General features: G+C 48.9%; 17 protein-coding genes. 9 read left to right on the top strand and 8 right to left on the bottom strand.

The window, feature by feature from the left end; genetic code table 11:
- Positions 1 to 367: 367 nt before the first annotated feature.
- The 5 genes from F453_RS0103440 (at position 368) to F453_RS0103415 (ending at position 6,768) form a co-directional block, all read left to right on the top strand.
- Positions 368 to 904 carry an NAD(P)H-dependent oxidoreductase gene (locus F453_RS0103440; RefSeq protein WP_018966747.1) on the top strand — a complete coding sequence of 179 codons (537 nt, stop codon included), beginning with the start codon at positions 368 to 370 and terminating at the stop codon, positions 902 to 904.
- A gap of 545 nt (positions 905 to 1,449) precedes the next feature.
- Complete coding sequence (gene dut, locus F453_RS0103435) at positions 1,450 to 1,887, top strand: dUTP diphosphatase (protein WP_025789932.1); 438 nt, start codon at positions 1,450 to 1,452, stop codon at positions 1,885 to 1,887.
- 8 nt (positions 1,888 to 1,895) lie between these two features.
- The gene (locus F453_RS0103430) at positions 1,896 to 3,671 is read left to right on the top strand and encodes a tetratricopeptide repeat protein (RefSeq protein WP_025789931.1); all 1,776 of its coding nucleotides are present in this window, start codon (positions 1,896 to 1,898) and stop codon (positions 3,669 to 3,671) included.
- A 259-nt stretch (positions 3,672 to 3,930) separates the two neighbouring features.
- Positions 3,931 to 4,893, top strand: a complete 963-nt coding sequence (lolB1, locus tag F453_RS0103420; protein ID WP_234398385.1) for a lipoprotein insertase outer membrane protein LolB1 — start codon at positions 3,931 to 3,933, stop codon at positions 4,891 to 4,893.
- Complete coding sequence (locus tag F453_RS0103415) at positions 4,894 to 6,768, top strand: peptidoglycan DD-metalloendopeptidase family protein (protein ID WP_018966742.1); 1,875 nt, start codon at positions 4,894 to 4,896, stop codon at positions 6,766 to 6,768.
- A 964-nt stretch (positions 6,769 to 7,732) separates the two neighbouring features.
- Here F453_RS0103415 and F453_RS0103410 read toward each other — a convergent pair.
- The 5 genes from F453_RS0103410 to efp all read right to left on the bottom strand — a co-directional run bounded on the left by F453_RS0103410 (position 7,733) and on the right by efp (position 11,919).
- Positions 7,733 to 8,497, bottom strand: coding sequence for a UDP-2,3-diacylglucosamine diphosphatase (locus F453_RS0103410; protein ID WP_018966741.1), 765 nt, complete (start codon positions 8,495 to 8,497; stop codon positions 7,733 to 7,735).
- 25 nt (positions 8,498 to 8,522) lie between these two features.
- The gene (locus F453_RS0103405; RefSeq protein ID WP_009237199.1) at positions 8,523 to 8,843 is read right to left on the bottom strand and encodes a metal-sulfur cluster assembly factor; all 321 of its coding nucleotides are present in this window, start codon (positions 8,841 to 8,843) and stop codon (positions 8,523 to 8,525) included.
- A gap of 322 nt (positions 8,844 to 9,165) precedes the next feature.
- Complete coding sequence (gene radC / locus F453_RS0103390) at positions 9,166 to 9,858, bottom strand: RadC family protein (protein ID WP_018966739.1); 693 nt, start codon at positions 9,856 to 9,858, stop codon at positions 9,166 to 9,168.
- 337 nt (positions 9,859 to 10,195) lie between these two features.
- Entirely contained in the window at positions 10,196 to 11,233 is a 1,038-nt protein-coding gene (locus F453_RS0103385) for a glycosyltransferase family 2 protein (protein WP_018966738.1), read from the bottom strand.
- Positions 11,234 to 11,352: 119 nt separating this feature from the next.
- Positions 11,353 to 11,919 carry an elongation factor P gene (gene efp, locus F453_RS0103380; protein ID WP_009237195.1) on the bottom strand — a complete coding sequence of 189 codons (567 nt, stop codon included), beginning with the start codon at positions 11,917 to 11,919 and terminating at the stop codon, positions 11,353 to 11,355.
- Between the two features lie 234 nt (positions 11,920 to 12,153).
- On the opposite strand from efp, the gene F453_RS0103375 reads away from it, so the two are divergent.
- From F453_RS0103375 to F453_RS0103360, 4 genes are all read left to right on the top strand, one after another.
- Complete coding sequence (locus F453_RS0103375; protein WP_025789930.1) at positions 12,154 to 13,302, top strand: redoxin domain-containing protein; 1,149 nt, start codon at positions 12,154 to 12,156, stop codon at positions 13,300 to 13,302.
- A gap of 248 nt (positions 13,303 to 13,550) precedes the next feature.
- Positions 13,551 to 14,399, top strand: a complete 849-nt coding sequence (gene folP, locus F453_RS0103370; RefSeq protein WP_018966736.1) for a dihydropteroate synthase — start codon at positions 13,551 to 13,553, stop codon at positions 14,397 to 14,399.
- A 65-nt stretch (positions 14,400 to 14,464) separates the two neighbouring features.
- The gene (gene cdaA, locus F453_RS0103365) at positions 14,465 to 15,238 is read left to right on the top strand and encodes a diadenylate cyclase CdaA (protein WP_009237192.1); all 774 of its coding nucleotides are present in this window, start codon (positions 14,465 to 14,467) and stop codon (positions 15,236 to 15,238) included.
- A 512-nt stretch (positions 15,239 to 15,750) separates the two neighbouring features.
- Positions 15,751 to 17,415, top strand: a complete 1,665-nt coding sequence (locus F453_RS0103360) for a putative transporter (RefSeq protein WP_018966735.1) — start codon at positions 15,751 to 15,753, stop codon at positions 17,413 to 17,415.
- Between the two features lie 1,532 nt (positions 17,416 to 18,947).
- Here the strand turns inward: F453_RS0103360 and F453_RS0103355 are convergent.
- The 3 genes from F453_RS0103355 to F453_RS0103345 form a co-directional block, all read right to left on the bottom strand.
- Entirely contained in the window at positions 18,948 to 20,000 is a 1,053-nt protein-coding gene (locus tag F453_RS0103355; protein ID WP_009237188.1) for an endonuclease/exonuclease/phosphatase family protein, read from the bottom strand.
- Between the two features lie 247 nt (positions 20,001 to 20,247).
- Complete coding sequence (locus tag F453_RS0103350; RefSeq protein ID WP_018966734.1) at positions 20,248 to 22,347, bottom strand: FAD-dependent oxidoreductase; 2,100 nt, start codon at positions 22,345 to 22,347, stop codon at positions 20,248 to 20,250.
- A gap of 341 nt (positions 22,348 to 22,688) precedes the next feature.
- A complete protein-coding gene (locus F453_RS0103345; protein ID WP_018966733.1) occupies positions 22,689 to 24,401 on the bottom strand; it encodes a RagB/SusD family nutrient uptake outer membrane protein in 1,713 nt (570 codons plus the stop codon).

The following is a 24,401-nucleotide window of genomic DNA, read 5'->3' as shown; positions in this document are numbered from 1 at the left end:
TTCTTTCGGGGGCGCGGGCAGATTGCCTTGCGTCCCCGATTTCGTTCGTAACACGATCTTCGAAGTTATAGAAAGGATAAGCAAAACACCTCCTTCATAGGCAAATCCACGCCTCTTACCACACCTCCCATTTGCCCTGTTTTGTGTCCACAAATAATTTTGCGTAGGCATCGACAACATGGTATAGCATTTAACATTATAAAAAAGGATAACAGAAAGACACCTCATTATGGTGTAGATGGCTCATAATCAACATCACGTCATATTCATGACAAACGCAACAGTGTTGCTAAAAGCAGCGGAGTGACAGACAAAACCGAGCCATTTACTTTCACTTTCATCAAGATTTTAATTATTACAAATAGATATGAGAACGTTAATTATTGTCACACATCCTCACATCGAGGATTCGCTCATCAATAAACGCTGGATTGAAGAGCTTGAGAAATTCCCGGAACAATACACCGTACACCAGTTGCACAAGGTGTACCCTGATGAACAAATTGATGTCCTGGCAGAACAACAATTAATTGAACGACACGACCACATTGTGTTTCAGTTCCCTTTGTATTGGTTCGCCTGTCCACCGCTCCTAAAGAAATGGCAGGACGAAGTTCTTACCTATGGTTGGGCTTACGGAAGTAAGAGTGGCTATAAAGTAGGTGGAAAGAAAGTGACACTTGCTGTTTCTGCAGGCATTGACGAACGCGAATATGCACATAACGAGAAGTATAAATATACTCTTAAGGAGCTGCTGCGGCCTTTTGAACTTACTTTCGAATACATTCATGCCGACTATCAACCCTTCTTTGCTTACTACGGCATCGAACTGAACAGCACTCCTGAATGGATTGAACAAAGCGTGCCTTTGTACTTACAATTCCTTGAAGAGTTTTCCAAATAAGACTAAGACCATAGGTTACCAATTTAGATCTCTCTTGTTTTAGCAAAGTATCTTCTACCTGCTTATAGCGGCTACAGCAGACAATCCCGAATGCGAGGAGTAGGCAAAAGATACTTCCTGATAACCATAAGCGATCGAAGGACAAAAGGTAAAGGGCACCTGCCTCTTAAGGGATTGTTTACAAGGCGTGCCTTAATTTGAAAGTAGCAAAATAAGTTTGTTTAACCATGTATTAGAACGAAATAGGCACTAGGAAACCTCCACTTCTGCACGTCACCAACCATTGAAGAGCTTATCAATAAAATAGGGCTTGCGTCCATAGTTGGTGATTTTAACACACGCCTTAAACAGAACATACTCAAGCCTCTCTATCTAACCTTTGGTTCATAATCGGCACTTTCGCCTCCCCTTTTTCGTCTTTTTCATCCCCACATTACCCTCTATTTGTCCATTTTTGTGTATTTTAAGTAAGCGTTTTGCCCTTATATCAAGATAATTCCGTATTTTTGCAGGTGATGCGCGATGCGCAACTAAAAGATAAAGAGATGCTCAAAGTAAAGATAAACAACCGTGGACGGCAACCGCTACCCACATACGCCACGGCTCTTAGCGCAGGAATGGACCTGCGAGCCAACATCGAAGAAGATATCACACTTCTGCCCTTGCAACGCCAACTGGTGCCAACGGGATTGCACATTGCACTGCCCGAAGGCTATGAAGCACAGATTAGGCCACGCAGCGGACTGGCTTTGAAACACGGAATCACCGTGCTTAATACCCCAGGAACCGTGGACGCCGACTATCGTGGCGAGATAATGGTGCTGTTGGTGAACTTCTCCAACGAGCCGTTCACCGTGAAAGACGGCGAACGAATTGCCCAAATGGTTATCGCCAAGCACGAAAAGGTAGACTTTGAGCTGGTAGATACGCTCGACGAGACTGAAAGGGGAACGGGCGGATACGGACATACGGGACTGAAATAACACAACTGATGAAACGAAATCTGATACACACCACAGCCGCGATGGTCACTTGCATCGTGGCGTTCGCCATGGTCACGCCCACGCTTTGGGCAAAGAAAAAGGTGCAACAAACCCATATTGCGCCCGCATCGACCTTATCTTACAACGACCAACGTCGCTTCGACTACTTCTTTCTCGAAGCCGTTAAGCAAGAAAACGCTGGCCGTTACGCCTCGGCACTTGCCCTTATGAACCACTGTCTTGAAATAAACCCCAACGCGGCAGAGGTGTATTACATGCAGGCGCCTTACTATGCACAGCTCAAAAACGACTCGCTGGCACTCGCTTGCCTTCAAAAGGCAGCCTCGTTACGGCCCGACAACGCCACATTTACCGAACGCCTAGGGCAATTTTACATCAATAGTGGCAACTTCGACAAGGCTATCGAGACCTACGAAAGGCTCACGTCGAACAGCAAAGACAGAGATAACGACGATGCCCTGAACATCCTCGGACAGCTATATAATAGGAAGAAAGACTTTCACGGTGTGCTTCGAACGCTCGAGCGATTGGAACAAATCAACGGCGTTACAGAAGAAACAACCCTCTCGAAGGTACGTGCCTACGAGATGCTAGACAATAAAAACGCTGCATATAAGGCCTTGAAGCAACTCAGCGACGACCATCCCAACGACGTGAACTATCGTCTGATGCTCGGAAACTGGCTCATGCAGAACCAAAAGGAAAGCGCAGCACACAAGATTTTTACCGAAGTGCTGGCCGAAGACCCTGACAACAGCTTCGCACAAGCATCTCTCTACGACTATTACCGTGCCAAAAACGATGAGGCTATGGCCATCCAAGTGCGCGACAAGATGCTTATCAGCCCCAAGACAGAGGCCGAAACGAAGCTATCTATTATGCGACAGGTGGTGCAAGACAACGAACGCGAGGGCGGCGACAGTACAAAGGTGCTCGCACTTTTCGACAGAATAACGACAGCCAACCCTAACGACGCCGACATGGCCGAACTAAAAGCAGCCTATATGTCGGTGAAAAAGATGCCCGACAGCCTTATCAACAACGCCCTGAGACGAGTTATCGACATCGCACCCGACAATACCGGCGCGCGATTGCAGCTCATTCAGAACCTGTGGAAGCAACAACGCTGGGACGATATCTTAGCGCTTAGCAAGCCCGCACAAGCTTACAACCCCGAAGAGATGGTGTTTTACTACTTCGAAGGTATCGCTTGCTATCAGAAAGACCAAAAAGACCAGGCCCTCGACGCCTTCCGAAGGGGCGTAACGCAAATAAACGCCAACAGCAACAAGGATATCGTGTCTGATTTTTACGAGTTGATGGGCGAGATTCTCTACCAAAAGGGGCGCGTAAACGAGGCTTTCGCCGCTTACGACAGTTGTCTGCAATGGAAGCCCGATAATATTGGGTGCCTCAACAACTATGCCTATTACTTGGGCGAACAGGGTAAAGACCTCGACAAGGCTGAGGCAATGAGCTACCGCGTAATTAAAGATCAGCCCAACAACGGCACCTATCTCGACACCTACGCTTGGCTGCTCTTCCTCAAAAAGCGCTATGCCGAGGCGCAGGTCTACATCGACCAAGCCCTCAAAAACGACTCAACAAGTCTTAAAAGCAAGGTGGTGTTAGAGCATGCAGGCGACATCCACGCCATGAACGGCAATGCCGAAAAGGCTATTGAGTATTGGAAGATGGCCTTGAAAGAGGGTGCCGACAAGGCGGTTATTAACAGGAAGATAAAGCTTAAAAAGCCTTTCTAAGAAGAGGCGAGGAGTAACGAGAAGAAGAGTAAGCAGTAAAAGAGAAAAGAAGTTAGAAGTAAAGGGAAAAAGGAGTTAAGAAATTAAGTCGCGTGCTTTACGGCAAAGCTACGAAACACATGGCTCATTCGACACCATCCAAAACCATCTTTTCGCCCTTTCAACCTTTCTCCTTTTCACCTTTAGTAAGTCTTGATCGCTCGTCAACTCATCAACACCCTCAATTATCACTGCATTTACCACCAAAAAACATACAGTTATGATGAAAAAGAAAAGAACAACAATCGCATGCGCCCTCAACGGGTTGCAACGCATAACAGGTCTGAAATCGACTGTAAGGATGGTGAGCTTGGCTCTCGCGGTAACACTTACACCACTGATATGGACCTCTTGCAAAACCAAATCGTCTGTGGTGTCGAGTGAATCGACGCCTAAACATAAGGCTGCACGCGACCGCGAGGTGCTGGCCAACAACCAATTGGCCTTCATGCAACGCGTAAACGACAACCAAGTGTACGCTAAGAACATCGTAGGAAACATCTCGCTCAACGTGAGAGGTGCAGGAAAAGACGTCACCGTACCAGGACAGCTGCGCATGCGCAAAGACGTGGTGATACGTCTGCAAGCCTTTGTGCCACTGCTTGGCACCGAAGTGGGGCGCGTGGAGTTCACTCCCGACTACGTGTTGGTGATCGACCGCATTCATAAAGAATACATCAAGGCCGACTATAACCAGATGGATTTCCTAAGAAAGAACGGACTTAACTTCTACAGTCTTCAAGCTTTGTTCTGGAACCAACTGCTCCTACCCGACCGTCCACGCATCACCGAGAGCGACCTCAACCAGTTTAGCGTCACCTTTAAGGGTGGTTCTAGCAACCCCGTAACCTATTCGGCAGGCAATTTCATCTACTCTTGGCTCGCCGATGCCGACAACGGACGTATTCGCCAAACCGATATCAGCTATCAATCGCCCTCACAGGGCACGTCGAGACTTATATGGAAGTACGGCGATTTCAAGAGTGTCGGTGTCAAGATGTTCCCTGCATCGCAGGTGTTCAGCATGAGTTCGTCGGCCGTTAAAGGCGGTCAAACCATGCAAGTGACCATCAAGATGAACGAGATAAAAACCGACGACAATTGGGAAACACAAACAACGGTGTCGCCCAAATATAAGCGCGTGAAGGCACAAGACGTCTTCAACAAAATACTCGACATGTAAATGAAACAGGTTCTCACCATCCTCCTTGCCCTTATGGTGGCTTTCCCGCTCGGTGCGCAGAAAAAGCGTTCCGCAAAGAAGTCGCATCCAGCCGCCACCACACAAAAACGTACGCAAGCTAAGCCTAAAAGCACCGCTAAAGCCAAGGCTGAACAGCCTGCCAAAAAAGGTGTAAAGGCCACGAAGGCACCAGCTAAGAAAGTAGTAAAGCCCGCTCCCAAGAAGGGCGCAAAGGCCACAACCAAACGCGGGAGCACTGCGCGCGGCAAAAGCACGCAGGCTGCAACCGACAAGGCCATTAAGGGTTTGCAGGGCCAAAGGGAGGCTTTAAAGAAGAAGATAGAGCAACAAGAGGCTGCCCTTAAAGCCAATCAGGCCGACGTGAAGAAAAGGTTGCAAGAGCTGATGGTCATCAATAGTGAGATTGACGAACGTCAGAAGAACATCGACGACATACAAAAAGACATCAAGCACATCAACGGCAACATCGGCATACTTAACTCGCAGCTCACCACACTTGAAGAACAGTTGGCCGATCGCAAAGCCAAGTACATCCGTTCGGTGCGTTATATGGCGCGTCATCGTTCTGCACAGGATAATCTCATGTTCGTTTTCTCGGCCAAAAGCTTAGCGCAGGTTTATCGCCGCTTGCGATTTGTGCGCGAATATGCCTCATATCAAAAGGCGCAAGGCGAACTCGTAAGGGCCAAACAGCAACAAGTGACCGAGAAGCACATCCAATTGGAGGAGGTGAAGGGCCAAAAAAACTCCTTATTATATAAGGGACGAAAAGAGCATGCCGCATTGCAAACCAAACAAGGAGAGCAGCAAAAGGCGGTAGACGGACTGCAACGGCAACAGAAAACGATACAAGATATCATTACCGAGCAGAAGAAGAAAGATGCTGCCTTAAATGCCGAGATAGACCGCCTTATAGCTATCGAAGTGGAAAAGGCCAGACAAAGGGCCATTGCCGAGGCTAAACGAAAGGCCGAAGCGGCTGAAGCTGCCAAGCGTAAGGCCGAAGAACTAGCACGAAAGAAGGCTGAAGCTGAAGCGGCTGCACGTGAAAACCAACGTCGTATTGCTGAAGCTAAGGCGCGCGAAGAACGACTTAGGGCCGAAGCCAGAGTGGCCGAGGAGGCCGAAAGGGCAAGACGCATAGAGGCTGAGAAGGCTGCACGCGAAGCCGAAGAACGCAGGGCACAAGCTGAAAGAGAAACGGCCGACAAGAAAGCACGTGCCGAACGCGAGGCAAGAGAAGCTGCCGAACGCAAGGCTAGAGCAGATCAGGCCGCACGAGAGTCGGCTGAAAGGCAAGCCAGAGTTCAACAAGCGGCGCGTGAAGCTGAGGCTGCGCGCAGGGCTGCTGAGCGAAAGGCCGAAGCCGAACGAGCAAGGAGCGAAAAGGCGATTGCCGAAAGCAAGAAGGAAGTGGAGGAAACGCGCAAGCTTAGCACAGTAGACCGCATGGTGAGCGGTGGTTTCGAAGCCAACAAAGGCCGTTTACCCATGCCCATCACAGGCACCTACCGCATCGTGAGCCACTTTGGCCAGTATAATGTAGAAGGACTTAAGAATGTGAAACTCGACAACAAGGGTATCAATATCTTGGGTAGCAGCGGCTGTCAGGCCCGAAGCATCTACGATGGAGAGGTTAGCGCCGTGTTCGGTTACGGCGGTTCGATGGTCGTTATGGTGCGCCACGGCGCCTATATCTCCGTTTATGCCAACCTCCGTTCTGCCAGCGTAACACGCGGTCAGCGTGTAAGCACCCGTCAAACGCTTGGCACGGTTGGCGCCGACAACATTCTCCAATTCCAGTTGCGCAAAGAGACGGCGAAGCTCAACCCCGAAACATGGTTGGGCAGGTAGTGCTGATTGAACGATTAAATCAGGCTGCCACCAAGCCGCTAACTTATAAAACGCACTTATTGTGCAAACATTAGGCCTCACCCCATCTTCCTCCCTACCGAGAGAAAGATGGGGTGAAGTTATTAAAAGAGTCTTCAACAAACTCGTTAACAAGTAGACTGGTTAACGAGTTTAATGTGAATTCGGGATAATATACTGCGCATTTTTAGAAAGATTGGATAAAAAACGAATACCTGTCTCACCAACTACCGCGTAGCGGTTGTTGACATAACGAGCCTTATCTTATCCCAAACTCGCGTAGTTTACCTGTCTACCAGTAGACGAATTTACAAGTTTACCCATTTACAAACTAACAAGCTCAACCACCTTTTCATCTTTTCAACTTTTCAACTTCACAAAGGCGAAGCCATCTTTTCACTCTTTCAACCTTCCACTTTTTCACCTTTACCCCCTTAATCCATAAGCTCTTACAATAAGCTTTTAAAGCTCCCGTAGTGTTCCATATCAACTGGAACACAATTCCATGTAACATGGAACAGCATTCCAGTTGATATGGAACAGGATTCCAGCTAACATGGAACAAGAGTACAAACCATTAATAACACGGCATCAGCTATAAAGGCTCAGTTTAAAACCTCATCAAAGGTACTCCAAATACTAAAAAGCCCTTGAGTGATTGATGACCAATAGCGGGTAGAAGAATAAGTTTTCTTAGTGAACTTGGGCAAAACGGCATCCACAACGAGCAATACAAAATGTAAGAGATTTATATTGTGTAAACCGCTACATAGTAGTTGGCGCTAACACCTTGCATCTATTCGCAAGCCCATACTACTTGTTTCTATCCCAAACAGGCACATTAAAAGAAACTTTTAGAACCTGACTTAAACCAAAAAACCTTCACCCCACACGACCAAAAAAGGACGTGTATGGGGTGAAGGTTCTCCCTTTATGCTTTGTGATGTTAGGGCTGCGATTCGCCCTCCACATATTGTTCCATAAACATGTGCTCACCATCGAACACGGCGTATGTAAATTGCCATATCCAATCGCCTAAAATCATCATGCGCGTTTTCTTCGACAACATCAGGTCGAGTTCTATGTGGCGATGCCCATATAGAAAGAAATCGATGTTGTCATGGTCTTTCATATAAGCCTTGGTGTACAGCACAAGATATTCTTTATCTTCGCCCATGTATGGCGGCTCTTTGCCTTCGGCTCGCTTCATACGGCTATGCTTGGCCCAATTAAGTCCAAAAGCCATACCCCAACGAGGGTGAAGGGCATTGAAAAGCACTTGGCAGAAGCGGTTGTGAAACACCTTTCGCAACAGCTTGAACGAATTGTTGGGGTCGCCCAGTCCATCACCGTGCGCTAGGTAAAACACTTTTCCGTATATCTCGGTGGTAAGTGGCTTCTTATGAACTATCAGTCCGCACTCCTCTTCAAGATATCCGTATGTCCAAAGGTCGTGGTTTCCCACAAAGAAATGCACCTCAACGCCCATGTCCGTCAGTTCAGACAGCTTACCTAAGAAGCGCGTATAGCCCTTGGGCACAACCATCTTGTACTCGTTCCAGAAGTCGAAGAGGTCGCCAAGCAAATATATTGCCTCGGCCTTGTGCTTGATGCTGTCCAAGAAACGCACAATTCTCCGCTCGTGCATACGGCCATGTTCGATGGCCAGCGAGCCCAGATGCGCGTCTGAAAGGAAATAAACATTCTTCATAACCAAGGGTTTTAGAGGTCTTTGCTTATTCAAATCCCAGTTCCACGCGGGCCTCGTAGCTCATCATGCTTTGGTCCCAAGCGGGTTCGAACACCAATTCGATGTTCGAAGAGGTAACCCCCTCGATGCTTTCCACCTTTGTGCGCACGTCTTCGAGAATGAAATCGGCAGCCGGACAGGCAGGTGCAGTGAAGGTCATATCAAGGTCTAGCGTGCCGTCTTCTTGCAAGTCAACCTTGTAAATCAGTCCTAAGTCGTATATATTAACGGGTATTTCGGGGTCGTAAACCGTTTTTAGCACATCAATAATCCGTTCTTCTATCTTCAATTTCTCTTCTTGTGTCATAGCTATGTCCTTTATTGTTCTTCCAACAAAGTTAATGAAAAATATCGAACGGCGATGAATGCGAGGCGAAAAAATGGTATAATCCTGCAACAGTCGATATGGAAAGGCACACAACCTTTGAAAAACTCAGTGCTTAACCTCGAAATAATCGAGCCGCATTTTATCGCTGACAACGGCACGAAGGGTGGATTGTTTAAAGTTGCTTTTCGAACTTTTAAAGCTTAGAGATACATGCCGTAGGCGAGAAAACATTGCCTACGGTGTTAGCGTATCCAGTGGGGATAAGGCTGAGTTTAACACGACGGGGCGTGTTTTGCATTCTTTATTCCATGCGCAAAGTAAGTCTGCCCGCCTCGTGGTAGCTATAATAGCTGCCATCGGTAACGATGATGTGGTCTAAGAAGTGGATGCGCATGGTTTCGCAAGCGTTCTTTACGGTTTGGGTTAGTCGGTCGTCGGCTGCGCTAGGCGAAGCGTTGTTGCTGGGATGGTTATGACAAAGGGCCAAAATGGTAGTGTTGTTGAGCAGCGCTTCGCGCATAATTACGCGTACGTCGACGGCCGTTTCGCTGATGCCGCCATGCGAAACGCGAAAGGCCTTTATCAACTTGTAGTTCTGATTCATCAGCAAAGCCCACGCCTCTTCCACGTCAAGGTCTTGCATTCGGGCGTGCATAAAGTTGTAGATGGCCGTTGCCGAACCTAGGTCTTGTCGTTCTTCGGCTTGTTCTTGCTGCCTACGTTTGCCCAATTCGCATGCTGCCATGATGGTAATGGCCTTGGCTTCGCCTATTCCGCGATAAGCCATCAGCTCGTTAAACGAGCGTCGGCCAAGACTTTTAAGACTGTTGCCGCAGTCGTTAAGCATGCGTTTCATCAAGTCGACGGCTGTTTCGTTTACCGAACCCGACCCAATAAGGATGGCCAAGAGTTCGGCGTTGGTGAGGTTTTCGGCGCCAATGCGCGCCATCTTTTCTCGTGGACGGTCTTCTTCCGCCCAATCAATGATTTTCATGGTCAAAGTGTTTAAAAGTGAAAAGGTGGAAAAGTGAAAAGGTGAAGGGGTGAAAAGATGGCTTCGCCTATTAGCTTGGATGCTTAGTTGTATTAGGTAACTGGTTATTTTAGGTAATCCTAGCTTTCTAGATAAAATAGGCTTTATAAATTAACTAGGTTTTCTTGTTTAACCGCTCATCCCTTTGCTACTTCCTACTTTACTCCTTATTACCTCCTACTTACCATCCTACTACTTCCTACTTACTCCTTACTACTCACCCACTTACTCCTTACTACTCCCCTACTTACTCCTTACTACTCCCCTACTTACTCCTTACTACTCCTCTACTTACTCCTTACTTATAAAACGTTTTCTCAAAGGCGCTGAATTCATCTTTACCTTTTACGCAACGTCGCCACCATGCTTGAAGGAATCCGAAGCCATAACCCATCAGTTGGGTAAAGGCTGCAGCCACACTAAGCAAGGCGATATGCAAACTGCCAAACATAGTGAGCGCATGCACGAAGAGAGCTAACGAGTAGAGCAACAAGGGCGCAACACCTGCAATAACAAGGCATTGACCCAATGCCATACAGCCTAACAACATGGCTACGACACCTGCCAAAGCCACTGCACCAAGCAAAAGCACCCCAAGGGTGAACACCATGGGTAGCAGATGCACCAGTTTTAGCGATTCGGGATACTTCTTATAGAGGTTAATTCGGGCGATACCGCTGTTATATACCTGACGGAAGAACTTGCGAAAATCGGTTCGACGCTTGTGCCACACCCATGCCTCGGGGAACAGTCGGCATCTAAGTTGTGCCTTAAATATACGTATCGAAAAGTCGATATCTTCGCCAAAGCGCATCTTTGAGAAGCCGCCTAGCTGCGAATACACGCTACGTCGCACGCCCATGTTAAACGAGCGCGGGTAAAACTTATCCATTTTCTTCTTTCCACCACGTATTCCGCCCGTGGTAAGGAAAGCTGTCATCGAGTAAGAAATGGCTTTTTGCTTGGGCGTAAACGAAGGATGGGCTGCATCTGGCCCGCCAAAGGCGTCGGCTTCATGAGCGTTCAGCTCGTCTTCAACGGCTTGCAGGTAGCCAGGAGGCACCACCACGTCGCTATCCAGTATCAAAACGTAGTCGCCCTTGGCCCTTTCCACACCGTAATTACGGCTCTGTCCTGGGCCAGAGTTTTCCTTATAAAAATAATGTAGGTTGAGCAAGCCGCGGTATTTCTCGCATACGTCGTGGCAAGGAATGGCCGACCCATCTTCAACCACTATCACTTCAAAGTCGGTTATGGCTTGTCGGGTTAGGCTTTCCAGCAGTTCGTCCACCTCATCAGGACGGTTATAAACGGGTACGATGAACGAGTATTTCATCCGGTTGCATGTTTTAGTCGTGGTGCGAAGTAGGTTTTTAGAGCGTTCGTAGCGAAAGGGCGAAGGGACCGAGCCCACCTCCAAGGAAGTGTTGGAGGTGGAAGCTGGTCCTCGTTGTTTTATTCTTTCACTCTTTGCAGGTACGACCCGTCGCGCGTGTCAACCTGAATCAGTTCGCCTTCGTTGATGAAGAGGGGCACGCGTACAACCACACCCGTTTCCAAAGTGGCAGGTTTTGTGGCGTTGGTAGCGGTATCGCCCTTGATGCCGGGTTCGCTATGGGTGATGCGTAGCACCGTCTTCACGGGCATTTCGGCAAACAACACGGTGCCGTCGGTGGTATCTGTAACCACTTCCACCACGTCGTTCTCCTTCATAAACTCAACACCAGTGATGGCCTCTTTGGCTATGGGGGCTTGCTCGAATGTTTCTTGGTTCATGAAGATATATTCGCCACCATCCTGATAAAGGTACTGGTAGGGGCGACGCTCAATGCGAACGTCTTCCAATTTGAAGCCCACCTGGAACGTACGGTCGAGCACACGACCCGTGGTAACGTTCTTCAACTTGGTGCGCATCACGGTGTTTCCCTTACCCGGCTTTACATGCTGGAAGTCGATACAAGTGAAAATTTGGTTGTCAAGACGGATGCATGTGCCAATCTTGATTTCTTGCGAATTAATCATTTCTGTTCGTTTATATTATTATAATAATGTGCAAAGTTAGCCATTTCGTAGAAAATTCCATCCGTTTAAGACGGAATTTAACTGATGGAACTCGCTAAAAAATACCCACTTCACACCTCCGACAACATAAAAAACACCCTTTAATAGCGATAAAAAATGTAAAATGCGGTGAAAAACCATTTTCTTAATGTATTTTTGCGTATTAAATAGACACCAAATACACATATTAAAACAATGAGAAGAATACTTTTTACCGTCTTGGCAACGGCTGTCATGTTATCTGCCAATGCTGCCAACCCCGCGGAAGGCGTGCTGAAAGTGAAGGGTATGCTGAAAAACTTCGGCGACTCGCTACTGGTTTACGTTGCTGAACCTGGACAAAGGCCCAACGTTCAAAACACCATCGTGCTGAAAAACGGTGCCTTCGATTTCGAAATTAAGCTGCCAAAGGTGGCTGAAGTGACGTTGGCTACACCCGAAGCAGCAAGAGGAAAATCGCAGCAATACGTGGCTTTCGTGGGCGTTCCTGGTGAAACGATCGAACTGAATGCCGAAACAGACAACAAATACACCTACGGAGGAACCAAGTTTTACAAAGAGTTCGCCGAGATGAAAAATGCTCTTGAGAACAGTCAAGCCGAACTGCAGGCCTACATTAAGTCGCTGAACGAACGCATGGAAAAGGGCGAAAAGCAAGAAGACTTGATGAAAGAGTATCAAGAAAAAGCACCTGCCTTACAAGCTAAGGCCAGTGTGGCATACAAGGATTTTATCAAGGCGCACCCCGATTACGAAGCTAACGCCATTATCGTAACCAGCCTCGAAACGCTGGAAGAAATGGAAGAAGCCGCCAACATGATGTCGCCCGCCGTTAGGGAAGGACGTATGAAAGACTTCTACATGGCTAGCATCAACCAACAGAAAGCCGAAAAAGAAATCAGAGAGAAAGCTGCCAAGATGCAAGCAGCTGGCGTTGTGGCTCCCGACTTCACGCTAAACAACATCAATGGCAAGCCATTTAAGATGTCGAGCCTTAAAGGCAAGTACGTGGTACTCGACTTCTGGGGTTCGTGGTGTGGCTGGTGCATCAAGGGTTTCCCAAAAATGAAGGAATATTATCAAAAGTATAAGGGTAAGTTTGAAATTCTAGGCGTTGACTGCAACGACACTCCCGAGAAGTGGAAGGCTGCCGTTAAGAAGCACGAACTGCCTTGGCTGAACGTGTATAACCCACGCGAGAGCAAGGTTTTGTCAGATTATGCCATCCAAGGGTTCCCCACGAAGATCATCGTTGGTCCTGATGGTAAGATCATTAAAACCATCGTTGGCGAAGATCCGGCCTTCTATACCCTGCTCGACGAGCTATTCGGTAAAGGCAAATAAGCCTCTACCCCAGCGAAAAAACATAGCGAACGGGCCAAGGTTGGTGGTATAGCAAACCACTTAAAGCAAACGACGCACGCCCCACCCCATGCCTCAAGCCGCAAAACCACGTGTTTTCAAGTCCTCTCCCCAATAAGTCGGAGGCTTGGAAACACGTTTGGCAAGTTCAACAACTCATCCCCCATGCCCTCACGCCACAGGCATAGGGCTTGCCAAAAACGCCACGAACAAGCATAAACCCTTAACACATGTCGTTCTCAATCACAGTCAAACAAAAACTTTTCGACCTCTCCACACCTCGCGTGATGGGCATTCTCAACGCCACACCCGATTCGTTTTACACAGGTAGTCGTGCGCGAACAGAAAAAGAAATAGCGCGTCGCGCCAACCAAATAATAGAAGAAGGAGCCACGATGATAGACGTGGGGGCATTCTCTACACGACCAGGTGCCGAGCAAGTGAGCCAAAGCGAAGAGATGAAACGCCTGCGCAAGGCTTTGACCGTGGTGCGAAAAGAACTGCCCGACGTGGTGATTTCGGTAGATACCTTTCGCCCCGAAGTGGCACAGATGTGCGTAGAAGAATATGGGGCAGACATCATTAACGACGTGTCGGAGGGTGGACTGACGGGCGTGGCCAATGTTCCGCTCGAGCCCGAAACGGGCGAACTGCCCCAAATCTTTCACACGGTGGCGCGCTTGGGGGTGCCTTACATCCTCATGTCGGTACAACCAACGCTGCGCGAAGTGTTGTTGGGATTTGCCCGAAAGGTGTCGCAGCTGCGCACGCTGGGCGTTAAAGACATCATCTTAGACCCCGGATACGGCTTTGGGAAGACCGTAGAACAAAACTTCCTGCTGCTTAACGAGATGGAGAAAATGCAGGTGCTAGACCTCCCTACGCTGGTGGGCGTGTCGCGAAAGTCGATGATATACAAAACCATTGGTGGCAATGCCGACACCGCTCTCAACGGAACAACCGTGCTACACACCATGGCACTGATGAAAGGAGCTAACATCCTGCGCGTGCACGACGTGAAAGAGGCAGTGGAAGCGGTTACGCTTTTCACCCGAACAATGTCCTCAACAACTCCATAAACATTCACCCCACAGCCCGAACGCCATGTATCACTAGCATTCGGGCCTTTTTATAACAAGCCATTATGTTCTTCAACTTCGGAATAAAAGACATCATCGACATCGTGCTCGTGGCACTGATGCTCTATTATCTCTATCGTTTGATGAAAGAGTCGCGTTCGCTCAACATCTTCATCGGCATCATGTTCTTCGTGCTGATATGGCTGATGGTGAGCCAAGTGTTCGAGATGCGTCTCCTTGGCGGTATTCTCGACAAGTTGATTAGCGTGGGCGTGATAACCCTCATCATCCTCTTTCAAGAAGAGATACGCAAGTTTCTCTATTCCCTAGGGGCACATCAGCGTGTGCGTGGCGTGATGAATTTCTTCTATAAGAACGACAACAAGGACAAGGAAGACAAAGAAACCATCATCCCGATCGTAATGGCTTGTATGTCGATGGCACGCGGAAAGGTGGGCGCACTCATCGTTATCGAGCGCGGCGAACCGCTAGACGACATCGTAGACACGGGCGACCTCATCGACGCACGTATCAACCAGCGCCTCATCGAGAATATTTTCTTCAAGAATTCGCCCCTTCACGATGGCGCAATGGTTATTTCCAAAAAACGCATTAAGGCTGCGGGCTGCATCCTTCCCGTATCTCATAACCAAGACATTCCTCGTTCTCTGGGCCTTCGCCACCGTGCCGCCATGGGCATAAGTCAGAGTAGCGACGCCATGGCCGTTATCGTTTCCGAGGAGACGGGTAACATATCGGTGGCCATCGAAGGTAAATTCCGCCTGCGCCTTTCGGCAGAAGAACTTGAAAGCATACTGACAGAAGAAGGGTTTAGGTAAGCAAAAGGCCTAGAAGTGAGGAGTAAGGAGTTGGGTAGGAAGGAGTAAGTAGGAAGGAGTTAGGTAGTAAGTAGGAAGTAGTAAGGAGTAAAGTAGGGAATAGTAGGATGGTTAGTAGGAGGTAGTAAAGTCGTAAGTAGGAGGTAGTAAGGAGTAAAGTAGGAAGTTGTAAAGGGATGAGCGGTTAAGCAAGAAAACCTAGTTAATCTATAAAGCCTATTTTATCTAGAAAGCCAGGATTACCTAAAATAACCAATTACCTAATACAACTAAGCATCTAAGTTAATAGGCGAAGCCATCTTTTCACCCTTTCCCCTTTTCACTTTTTCCCCTTTAATTGGCTTTATCCATCCCTTCACCCTTTCACTTTTTCACCTTTCCAAAGGCGAAGCCATCTTTTCACCTTTTCACTCTTTCACCTTTTCACCCTTTCCACCTTTTTCTCTCTCAACATTTTGCCATTCCCCGTCTTTGCACTACCTTTGCAAAGAATATCAAAATAAATATAAACAATGGATTGGATTAACGGCCTATTCACGGTGCATTCAGCCATACAGACCGTAGTAGTGCTGTCGCTGATATGCTATTTAGGCCTAATTCTGGGTAAGATACGCGTCAAGGGCATTTCGCTTGGCGTGGCATTCGTATTCTTTATAGGCATCATCGCAGGCCATTGGGGACTAGACATCGACCCAAAGGTGCTTGAATACGCCGAAACCTTCGGTCTTGTGCTCTTCGTTTACACACTGGGGTTGCACGTCGGACCAAACTTCTTCGGGTCGTTGCGTAAAGAAGGCATCTCACTCAACCTTTGGGGATTTGCCGTTATCGCCGTGGGCACCATCCTTGCCCTTGCACTTTCGCAACTCACCAGCGTGCCATTGCAAACCATGGTGGGTATTCTTTGCGGTGCCGTTACCAACACGCCCGCCCTCGGAGCCGCCCAACAGGCCCTCGAAAACTTCGGATTCTCCACCCGCAGTGCGGCACTTGGCTGCGCCGTGGCTTATCCCCTTGGCGTTTTAGGCGTTATTTTCGCCATGATATTACTCCGCAAGTTATTTGTAAAACCCGAAGACCTAATACCACGTTCACCACAAGACGAAGACCACACTTACGTGGCGCAATACGAAGTCGTTAATCAGGCTATCGACGGCAAAACACTGGCCGAAATCTCACAGATGGCTCATATTCGCTTCATCGTTTCGCGAATATGGCGCAACGAGCAGGTTATCGTGCCCATTTCTACCACCAAACTAAAACTAGGAGATAATGTTCTGGTGGTCACTACCGATGACGAGGTGGGTGGAATGGAGCTACTTCTGGGCAAAAAGGTGGATAAAGACTGGAACAAAGACAAGATAGACTGGAACCACATCGACAAGACGGTGGAATCGAAGGTGGTGGTTATCACCCGTCCGATGCTCAATGGCAAGAAGCTTGGCAGCCTACAGCTGCGCAATACATACGGAGTGAACGTCAGTCGTGTTACCCGTGGCGACACCAAACTTCTAGGAACAAACGACTTACGCCTACAATACGGCGACCGCGTTACGGTGGTTGGCGAGCACGATGCTTTGGAAAACGTGGAGCAATACTTGGGTAACGCTGTACAAACGCTTAACGAACCTAACCTTGGTGCCATCTTCCTAGGCATGCTTCTAGGTCTTGCCATCGGCACAATTCCCATCATGCTGCCTGGCATGAGTGGTCCTGTGCGCATGGGATTGGCAGGAGGTCCCATCGTGATGGGCATACTTGTGGGCAGCATTGGACCGCGTTTCCGCCTTGTTTCATACACCACACGCAGCGCATCACTCATGCTCCGACAGTTGGGCTTGTCGCTCTATCTAGCCTGTTTAGGACTAGATGCGGGTCAAGACTTCTTCGAAACGGTGATACGCCCCGAGGGATTGCTCTGGGTTGGATTAGGTTTCGTACTCACAGTTGTACCCGTTTTGCTGGTAGGTTACATCGCCCTGCGCACCAAACGACTCGATTTCGGGTCTATTTGTGGCATTCTTTGCGGGTCGATGGCCAACCCCATGGCCCTCACTTACGCCAGCGAGACGCTCGAAGGCGATACGCCCGCCGTTACCTATGCCACTGTTTACCCCCTAGGAATGTTCCTCCGCGTGATTATCGTGCAAATGATGGTGATGTTTTTCTTGGCATAAGGCCGCGTGAAAAGCCCCCCATCGCACACCCATCAATCAAAACAAAACACCCATTTTATCATCAACTGGTCAGTACAAAACCCTTTGTAGGGCCACTACAAGTCGCTTGTAGTCACACTACAACTCATCGGTAGTGCCACTACCAACCAATTGTAGCCACACTACAAAAGGCTTGTAGCGCACCAACTTATATTTTCTTACGCAAGTTCAGGATAAAACACAATCGTTATGTGGCGTATCGGGTGGCGCCAGTTGGTATGATAACCATTCGTTTTTTCTCTAATCTTGCTCAAGAAAGCATCGTGCCTTATCCCGAATTCGCGTAACGTTTGACACTAGCTTGACACCATCTAGATGGTTCGTTCCACAGCCTATCACCACCAACCACCCACCCTTCCGCTCTCCAAATGTCACCTTTCGTTCCCTACCCTATAAGCCTTTGAAGTGAGGTTTTTAACATCCCACATTGTTACAGCTAAGATGGAAGCCTGTTCCAGATAAGCTGGAACGGGGTTCCAGTTGAAATGGAACAGCCGTCCAGATGACATGGAACAACCGTCCAAAACAGATATAGCACGGCGGTTAATGTAATAATGCATTATCAGGGCATAGCAAGCGCATTTCCTGAATGATGAAAATGCGAACGACGGAATGGTTAATTGCCGAGTGCGGGATAAAAGACCATGCCTTTTAAACAAGAATCAACTAGTAACAAAATAGCTATCTCGCCAGCTAACGCCACGCTATAGCAGACATAACGATTGTGTCTTATCCCAAACTCGCGTATTTTCTTTCATGCCGATTAACGCCAAAGCACAGTATGCCTAACCACACTCCTCAAGTCATTCAAGTGGTTCTACCGTCAGGCATGCAGAGAAACTACAACATAACGCGAGTTCGGGATAAGACACGATGCTTTTTAAACAAGATTAGATAAAAAACGAATGACTATCTCACCAACTACCGCGTAGCGGTTGGTCCGTTGGTAGGGCAAGGTTGCGAACGAAGTAAGCTACCCTGCCTAAGCGGTGCATTTAATCCTTCAAGGCCGTAGGTCTTGGTCTTTTTTACGTTTACCGCATCTATGGTCTAGTCGATATACGGATATATAGGGGTAAATGCTATTGACAAAGGGCATTGTTTTATCCATTGGTTTCACTAAACAGATAGTCCAAATGTAAAAAGACCAAGGCCTTCGGCCTAGCTTTTCCCACGTACGGCTTAGGCAGTGTAGGTCGCTATTGCTCCCAACGCTGCCCTACCAACGGACCAACCGCTACGCGGTAGTTGGCATAACAAGTGGCTCTTATCCCGAACTCGCGTAACATAAAAAAAGAAGTGGCATCATACATAATGATGCCACTTTATAAACACTAGGCTTCCTACTGCCTGCCCTTTGTTGCTAAAACAGTTGCAGGATGGCAGCCGAAGGGATATGATTAGATGATGGTGTGCAGCACGAACACGTAGTAGCACAATATACAAAATTATTTACACGTACTCATGCTAGCCATCAAACTTCATTGACGAGCCTATTGCACCACAAACTTAACCAATAATCCGCGGTGGTCGGTGGGCCATGTTCCGCCTTTGGGAAGCAAGATGGGGTCGTCCCATTTGTCTTGAACGGGTTGCGAGCGGCATACGCAGACGTTGGGACCGAATACCTGTGCTTGGTCTACTTGCATGCCATTGCCCTTAAAATATATAAGGTCTATGCGCTCACGTTCGTCTGCCTTGGGCGCCCAAGTAAGCTTTGAGATGTCGGCCGCTATGTTAAAGCAAGGATAGGTGAAGCCTGGATGGGTTACGGGGTTGGGGTATAGTTCTCGATAGCTATCCTTAAAGCCCTCTCTGTGCAGCATAGTCGACACCGTCCAAGGAATGGCCATGCCGTTGTGGTCGTAAAGATTGGCCGTGGCATGTATCCAATCGAGGTGCGAGGGTTCGTTGAAGTCGCCACCAAACACCACGCAGCGTCCTGCTGCAATATCGTGGCGAGCCTCGTTAAGGAATATCTGCACGGCGTTATCGCGCCAAGACAGGTCGTTAAGGCGCAACACCTCTTCGATGGTTTCGGGCTTCTTGGTCTCCTTAAAGGTGTTGCCGTCGTAGCCACGCACGTTATAATAGGCACAGTCAAGATAGTCTAGGTGACCCGTATATACGGCCACTTCAACGCCTTGAACCTTCGACACGAGCTTATAGATGCTTCCATGGTCGCGGTTTTCGGGGAAAACGGGTGTCCAATCGATGATGGGATGCTTGCTAAGCAGTCCCGAATCCTTGCTGCGGAACGAATAATAGGTGAGACCTTTCTCTTTCAATGCCTGACACAGCATGTGCGTAAAGTCCACATCATTGTAGTTGCGCACCTCGCTAAGCGTAACGAAATCGGGCTGCAAATGTGCCAATTCGTTCACGATGGCTTCAAAACCGCCTGGTATGAGCGTGCCTTCCTGCCAGATATTCCATTGCAGAACGGTGAACTGAACGGCCCGCTTTGTTGCGCTTTGCGCAGTCTTTTGTGCTGTGGCCGTGCAGGCAAAGGCGGCCAGCAGCAGGGCAATAACTAGTTTTTTCATTGCATTATATAATTTATATTGAGCTCTTTGACAGAAGAACAGGCTTTTAAAGGGGAAACACGTGAAGAAAGGAAAACAGACGTTTCACCTTTTTCCAAGTTCACGAGTTTACAAGTTGGCCAGCCTTGGCCATCTTTTCACCTTTCCATTCTTTCACCCTTCCACTTTTTCAGCTGGTTGTTTGGCATCAAATTCACAAGACACATCACTCCCCTCGCCTCTTGGAGAGGGGCTGGGGGGTGAGGCTTTATTCATCCTGTTCTTGGTCTACGTGTTTGCTTTCGATCCGTGGCGGTTGTTCAAGCACCCATCCTTCGTTGTAGTTTTGGTTGTTGGGCAGGTTGGCATTACCCACTCCGCGCTCCATGAGGGCTTGCAGTTGGGGCAAGAAATGGGTGTAAACCTGACGCGGGTAAGCCCTGTTGACATGGCAAACAGAAGCTGCCATACCCACCACTTCGCCCATCATGCCCGTTGTTCGCATAACGCGCACCGAACCAAGAGCCACATGTGTAACGCTGATATTTCGTCCAGCCATGAAGAGGTTGCTTACATTGCGCGAGTAAAGACAGCGGTATGGCACGGCGTAAGGATAGATTACGCGCTGTCGCGAGATGGCTTTGAAAGGACCAGTAGCGAAGTTTCGAGCGTTAATCGTATCGGGATAGTGCAGGTCTATGCTCCAAGTGGTGGTGAAGGTAGCATCTTCGTGGGGCATATTCTTCACGATGTCTTGTTCGCTCAACACGTAATCGCCCAGCAATCGACGCGATTCGCGCTTGCCAGCCACGTATGCCAGCCAATCCAGTTGTTGTCGTTCGTAGCGTCGACGGTCTTTACTACGGTTCTTGAGGAAGCTCCAATTGGAGTAAACCACCAGCATACCATAGTCGCGCACACGTTCCAAATTATCCACGATGCGACTGTTCAGTCCCGTTTCCCATGTCCATTCGCCCTTCAAACGCTTCTCGGCGGTTTGCTCGTTAAAGCTAATGCCGTATTCGAAGAGGGGGAATGTCGTGGCCTTATCTTTTTTCTTGGCGTACCATTGCATTGAAACGCCCATCGTCATATCGTCTGCTTGCTGCGGTGCAAGGTCTTCTCCAAAGTCCGATTTCGATTCTCGACCGATGGTATACATCGCCCCTGCCAGCACACCAAGTGTGGCATCACCCGTGCAATCGGCAAAGAGCGGCGCCTCGAAGCGCAGTTCTTCGCCCGTAAGTACATTCTTCGCGATCACGGCTGCAATGGTGTTGTCGCGGTTAATCAGCCTATTTGCTTCGGGCTTGTTGGCTTCGTTAGCTGCCAACGGCTGCATTTCTCCCTCGCATTTTGCGCTAGTTTCGGTTACATTTGGGGCAAAATCGGAGATGGAAGAGGCATTTTGACCAGACTTGGGCGGTATTGTCGAGGGCTGTAATGCGGGCAAAAGCTTAGTCATGGGTATGTGTTGACCCTGCATTTGGACACCACAGACATGGTGATTGAGGAAAAGCGAGACGTTGGGTTCGGCCTTCACGAACTTCAACTTGCGGTCGTCGGCATAATTTTCGGCAGGCATGGCGTTTCCTTCCAGCGTGGGACCGAACTCTTTTTGCAGGTCGCCCAACCGCGGATACTTGCCAGTGTTGATGCGTCCGCCAAGATGCACGCGCACCTCCGAACTGTTATTGCCGCCCAAAACAGGGCGATCTTGCACCAATGCCACCTTCAAACCAAGCCTTGCAGCAGCCACGGCGGCACTCATCCCTGCGACTCCGCCACCCACAACAACGAGGTCGAACACGCCTGCCGAACGCATACGTTGGCCTGTTTTCAACATCTTGTCGCGGTACCTTCTTAGGTCTTCGTGCCCCTCAGGTGGTGCAACGGGTGATGAGCTGAGGCAAATGGCGTCGCACCGACCATCGAAGCCAGTGAGATCGCATAGCGCCAGTGTGGCCATACCTCGTTTAAGGTTCACCGTTCCGGCCTTTTGCCATTGCCATCGGTCGCCCGTTTGGCCTACGGTTACAGGCAAGCGTTTGCCATTAATGGCCACTTTGAACCCGCCAGGACCCGTTGCAGCGTGCCATGGCGCAGTCCAATTGTAGGTTCGAACATACACGTTGTAGGTTGCCGCAGTATCAATTCTCACGTTCGTGAGGGCGTCTTTTACGGGCGTTCCCAGTCCGTGGGCGATGAGATAAGGCGACCCCATCCCCTCAATCATTTGTTGGTCTACCTGCCATCCGCCTTTTTGTTCGAAGCTTTCGGCCTCAATCCAAATGTTAGCGGCGGCAAGGGGCTTGGCCAACCACGCTGCAACAAGCAGCGCAAGGGCAAGAAATCGTGTTGCTCTCATGTATGTTGAGTTTATGAGTGGATAAGTTATCGAGCTGGGGAGTTGAGGAGTTTATAAGTTGGGAAGTTATTGAGTTTGTGAGTTGGGGAGCTTATCAGCTTGTGAGTTGGTAAGTTATTGAGCTTTGAGTTGGTAAGTTTATGAATTGGTAAGCGCTTCAAACATCTAACATCCTTTGAATCTCAGGACGTAGACTTTTGGTCTGTGGGCTGTATGAGATGAATACACTCGGTATGCGAACACAAGCATTCGAAAGCTCATAAACCCAATAACCCAAAGAACTTACCAACCCATAAACTCCATAACTTACCTACTCAAAACTCAATAACTTAAAACTAGGCTTAATATCCAGGGTTTTGGGTAACCTTTCCAATCTTCACTTCCTTCTCGGGAAGCGGCCAAAGGTATTGTCGGTTATCCCACTTGCGTTCCGAAAGCACGCGTATCAAGCCCGTGGCTTCCATCTCTGCGAAGTCGGGCAGTCCATATTGGTCTATCTTAGGCGTTGTGGGCCAGAACCATTTGTTGGCATGTACCAGTTTTTCCAGACACTCTTTGGCGGGGTCGAGTATGCCATATTGTTTGCGGTTGAGTGCCACTTCGGCCAATCTCCAACGCACAAGGTCGGCAAATCGCAGGTCTTCGCCCGCCAATTCCATGCGTCTTTCCGTGCGCAAGTCAAGGCGCATCTCGTCTTGTCCCTTAATGGTAAAGGCGGGATATTTGGTTGTTTCGGCAGCCGACACGCCGTAGGCGCGAGCCCTAACGGCATTCATGGCATCTACAACGCTTTGGTCTATCTCGCCCAACTCAATCTTTGCTTCGGCGTACATCAACAACACGTCGGCATAGCGCACAATGATTTGTGGACTTTCAACGATGTATTTGTTGGCAATCCAGCTCTCGTCGATACCTTTTTTCCAAACCAAGCCGTTGTAAGGAGCATGGGTTGCAACAATGCGCGTATCTTGATTGCGCACCATTTTACCCGTACCGACGTTCAATACCAATGAATCGGCAGGCGAAGGACTATATACATAGCCCAGGAAAACAGAGTCGAAGGGCACGATGGTGGCCGTACAACGCGGGTCGCGATTGAGGAATGGCTTACGCGGATTGAACAACGGCGACTTGTCTATGGGCAATCCGTCGGTGCAGGTATATGCCGCCAGCAGTTGCCAAGAGGGTTCGCGACCAGCCCAACCTCCTGCATTACGGGGCAGCCTGTGGTAAACGCCGTTGCCTTTAAGCACGTTATAATCGAGCGAGAGCGAACGGGAGAGCGTAAAAATGAACTCCGTGGAGGTGCGAGTCTTCTGCAAGAAGAGGTCGGAATAGCTTGGGTGCAGTTGATACACACCAAGATCCATCACCGCCTTAGCTGCTTCGGCCGCCGTTTTATAGTCGGACAGGTAGAGTGCAGTACGTGCCTTGAGGGCTAGAGCTGCCCCTTTGGTGATGCGTTGCAGACCCGAATACGAGTTAGGCAGTAATTCGATGGCCTTATCGAAGTCTTCGTAGGCATGCTTTAGCACCATTTCCTTACTGTCGCGGGTTTTATTCAAGGCTTCGTCAATGCTTATTTCGTTGGTTACATACGGCACATCGCCATACTTACACAGCAAGCGGCCGTAGGCAACAGCCCTATAAAAGTGTGCCTCGCCCACATATTGCATCAGCTTTTCCTTGTTGGCACCATTGTGCAAAGCCGTTTCGTAGCGGTTAAGGATGGTGTTGGCGTAGGAAATCATCTGATAGTTCAGTCGCCAATAGGTTTGAACCAGGTGATAACTACTGGTCAGCGTGGCGTTCTCCATCTCGGTAAGCGCGTTACGATACACAGCATCGTCACTCCAATCGGTTTGGTTATCGCCATCGGCTCGCCAGAATTTGGCCGAGTCTAAGGTGTTAAGTGCCATCTCAATCTGCTGTAGGTCGCGATACCAGTTACCCGAAGCGGCCGACGAAAGCGGGTTAAGATCGAGGTCGTGGCAAGCGGTGGCTGCGAAGATAAGTGCTGCCGCGAATATGTTTCTGATGAAATTGCGTTTCAT

The organism is Hoylesella loescheii DSM 19665 = JCM 12249 = ATCC 15930 (genome assembly GCF_000378085.1).
In the GTDB taxonomy this organism is placed as follows: Bacteria; Bacteroidota; Bacteroidia; order Bacteroidales; family Bacteroidaceae; genus Prevotella; species Prevotella loescheii.
The sequence above is the reverse complement of the archived record's forward strand: the minus strand, read 5'-3'. Positions and strand labels throughout refer to the sequence as shown.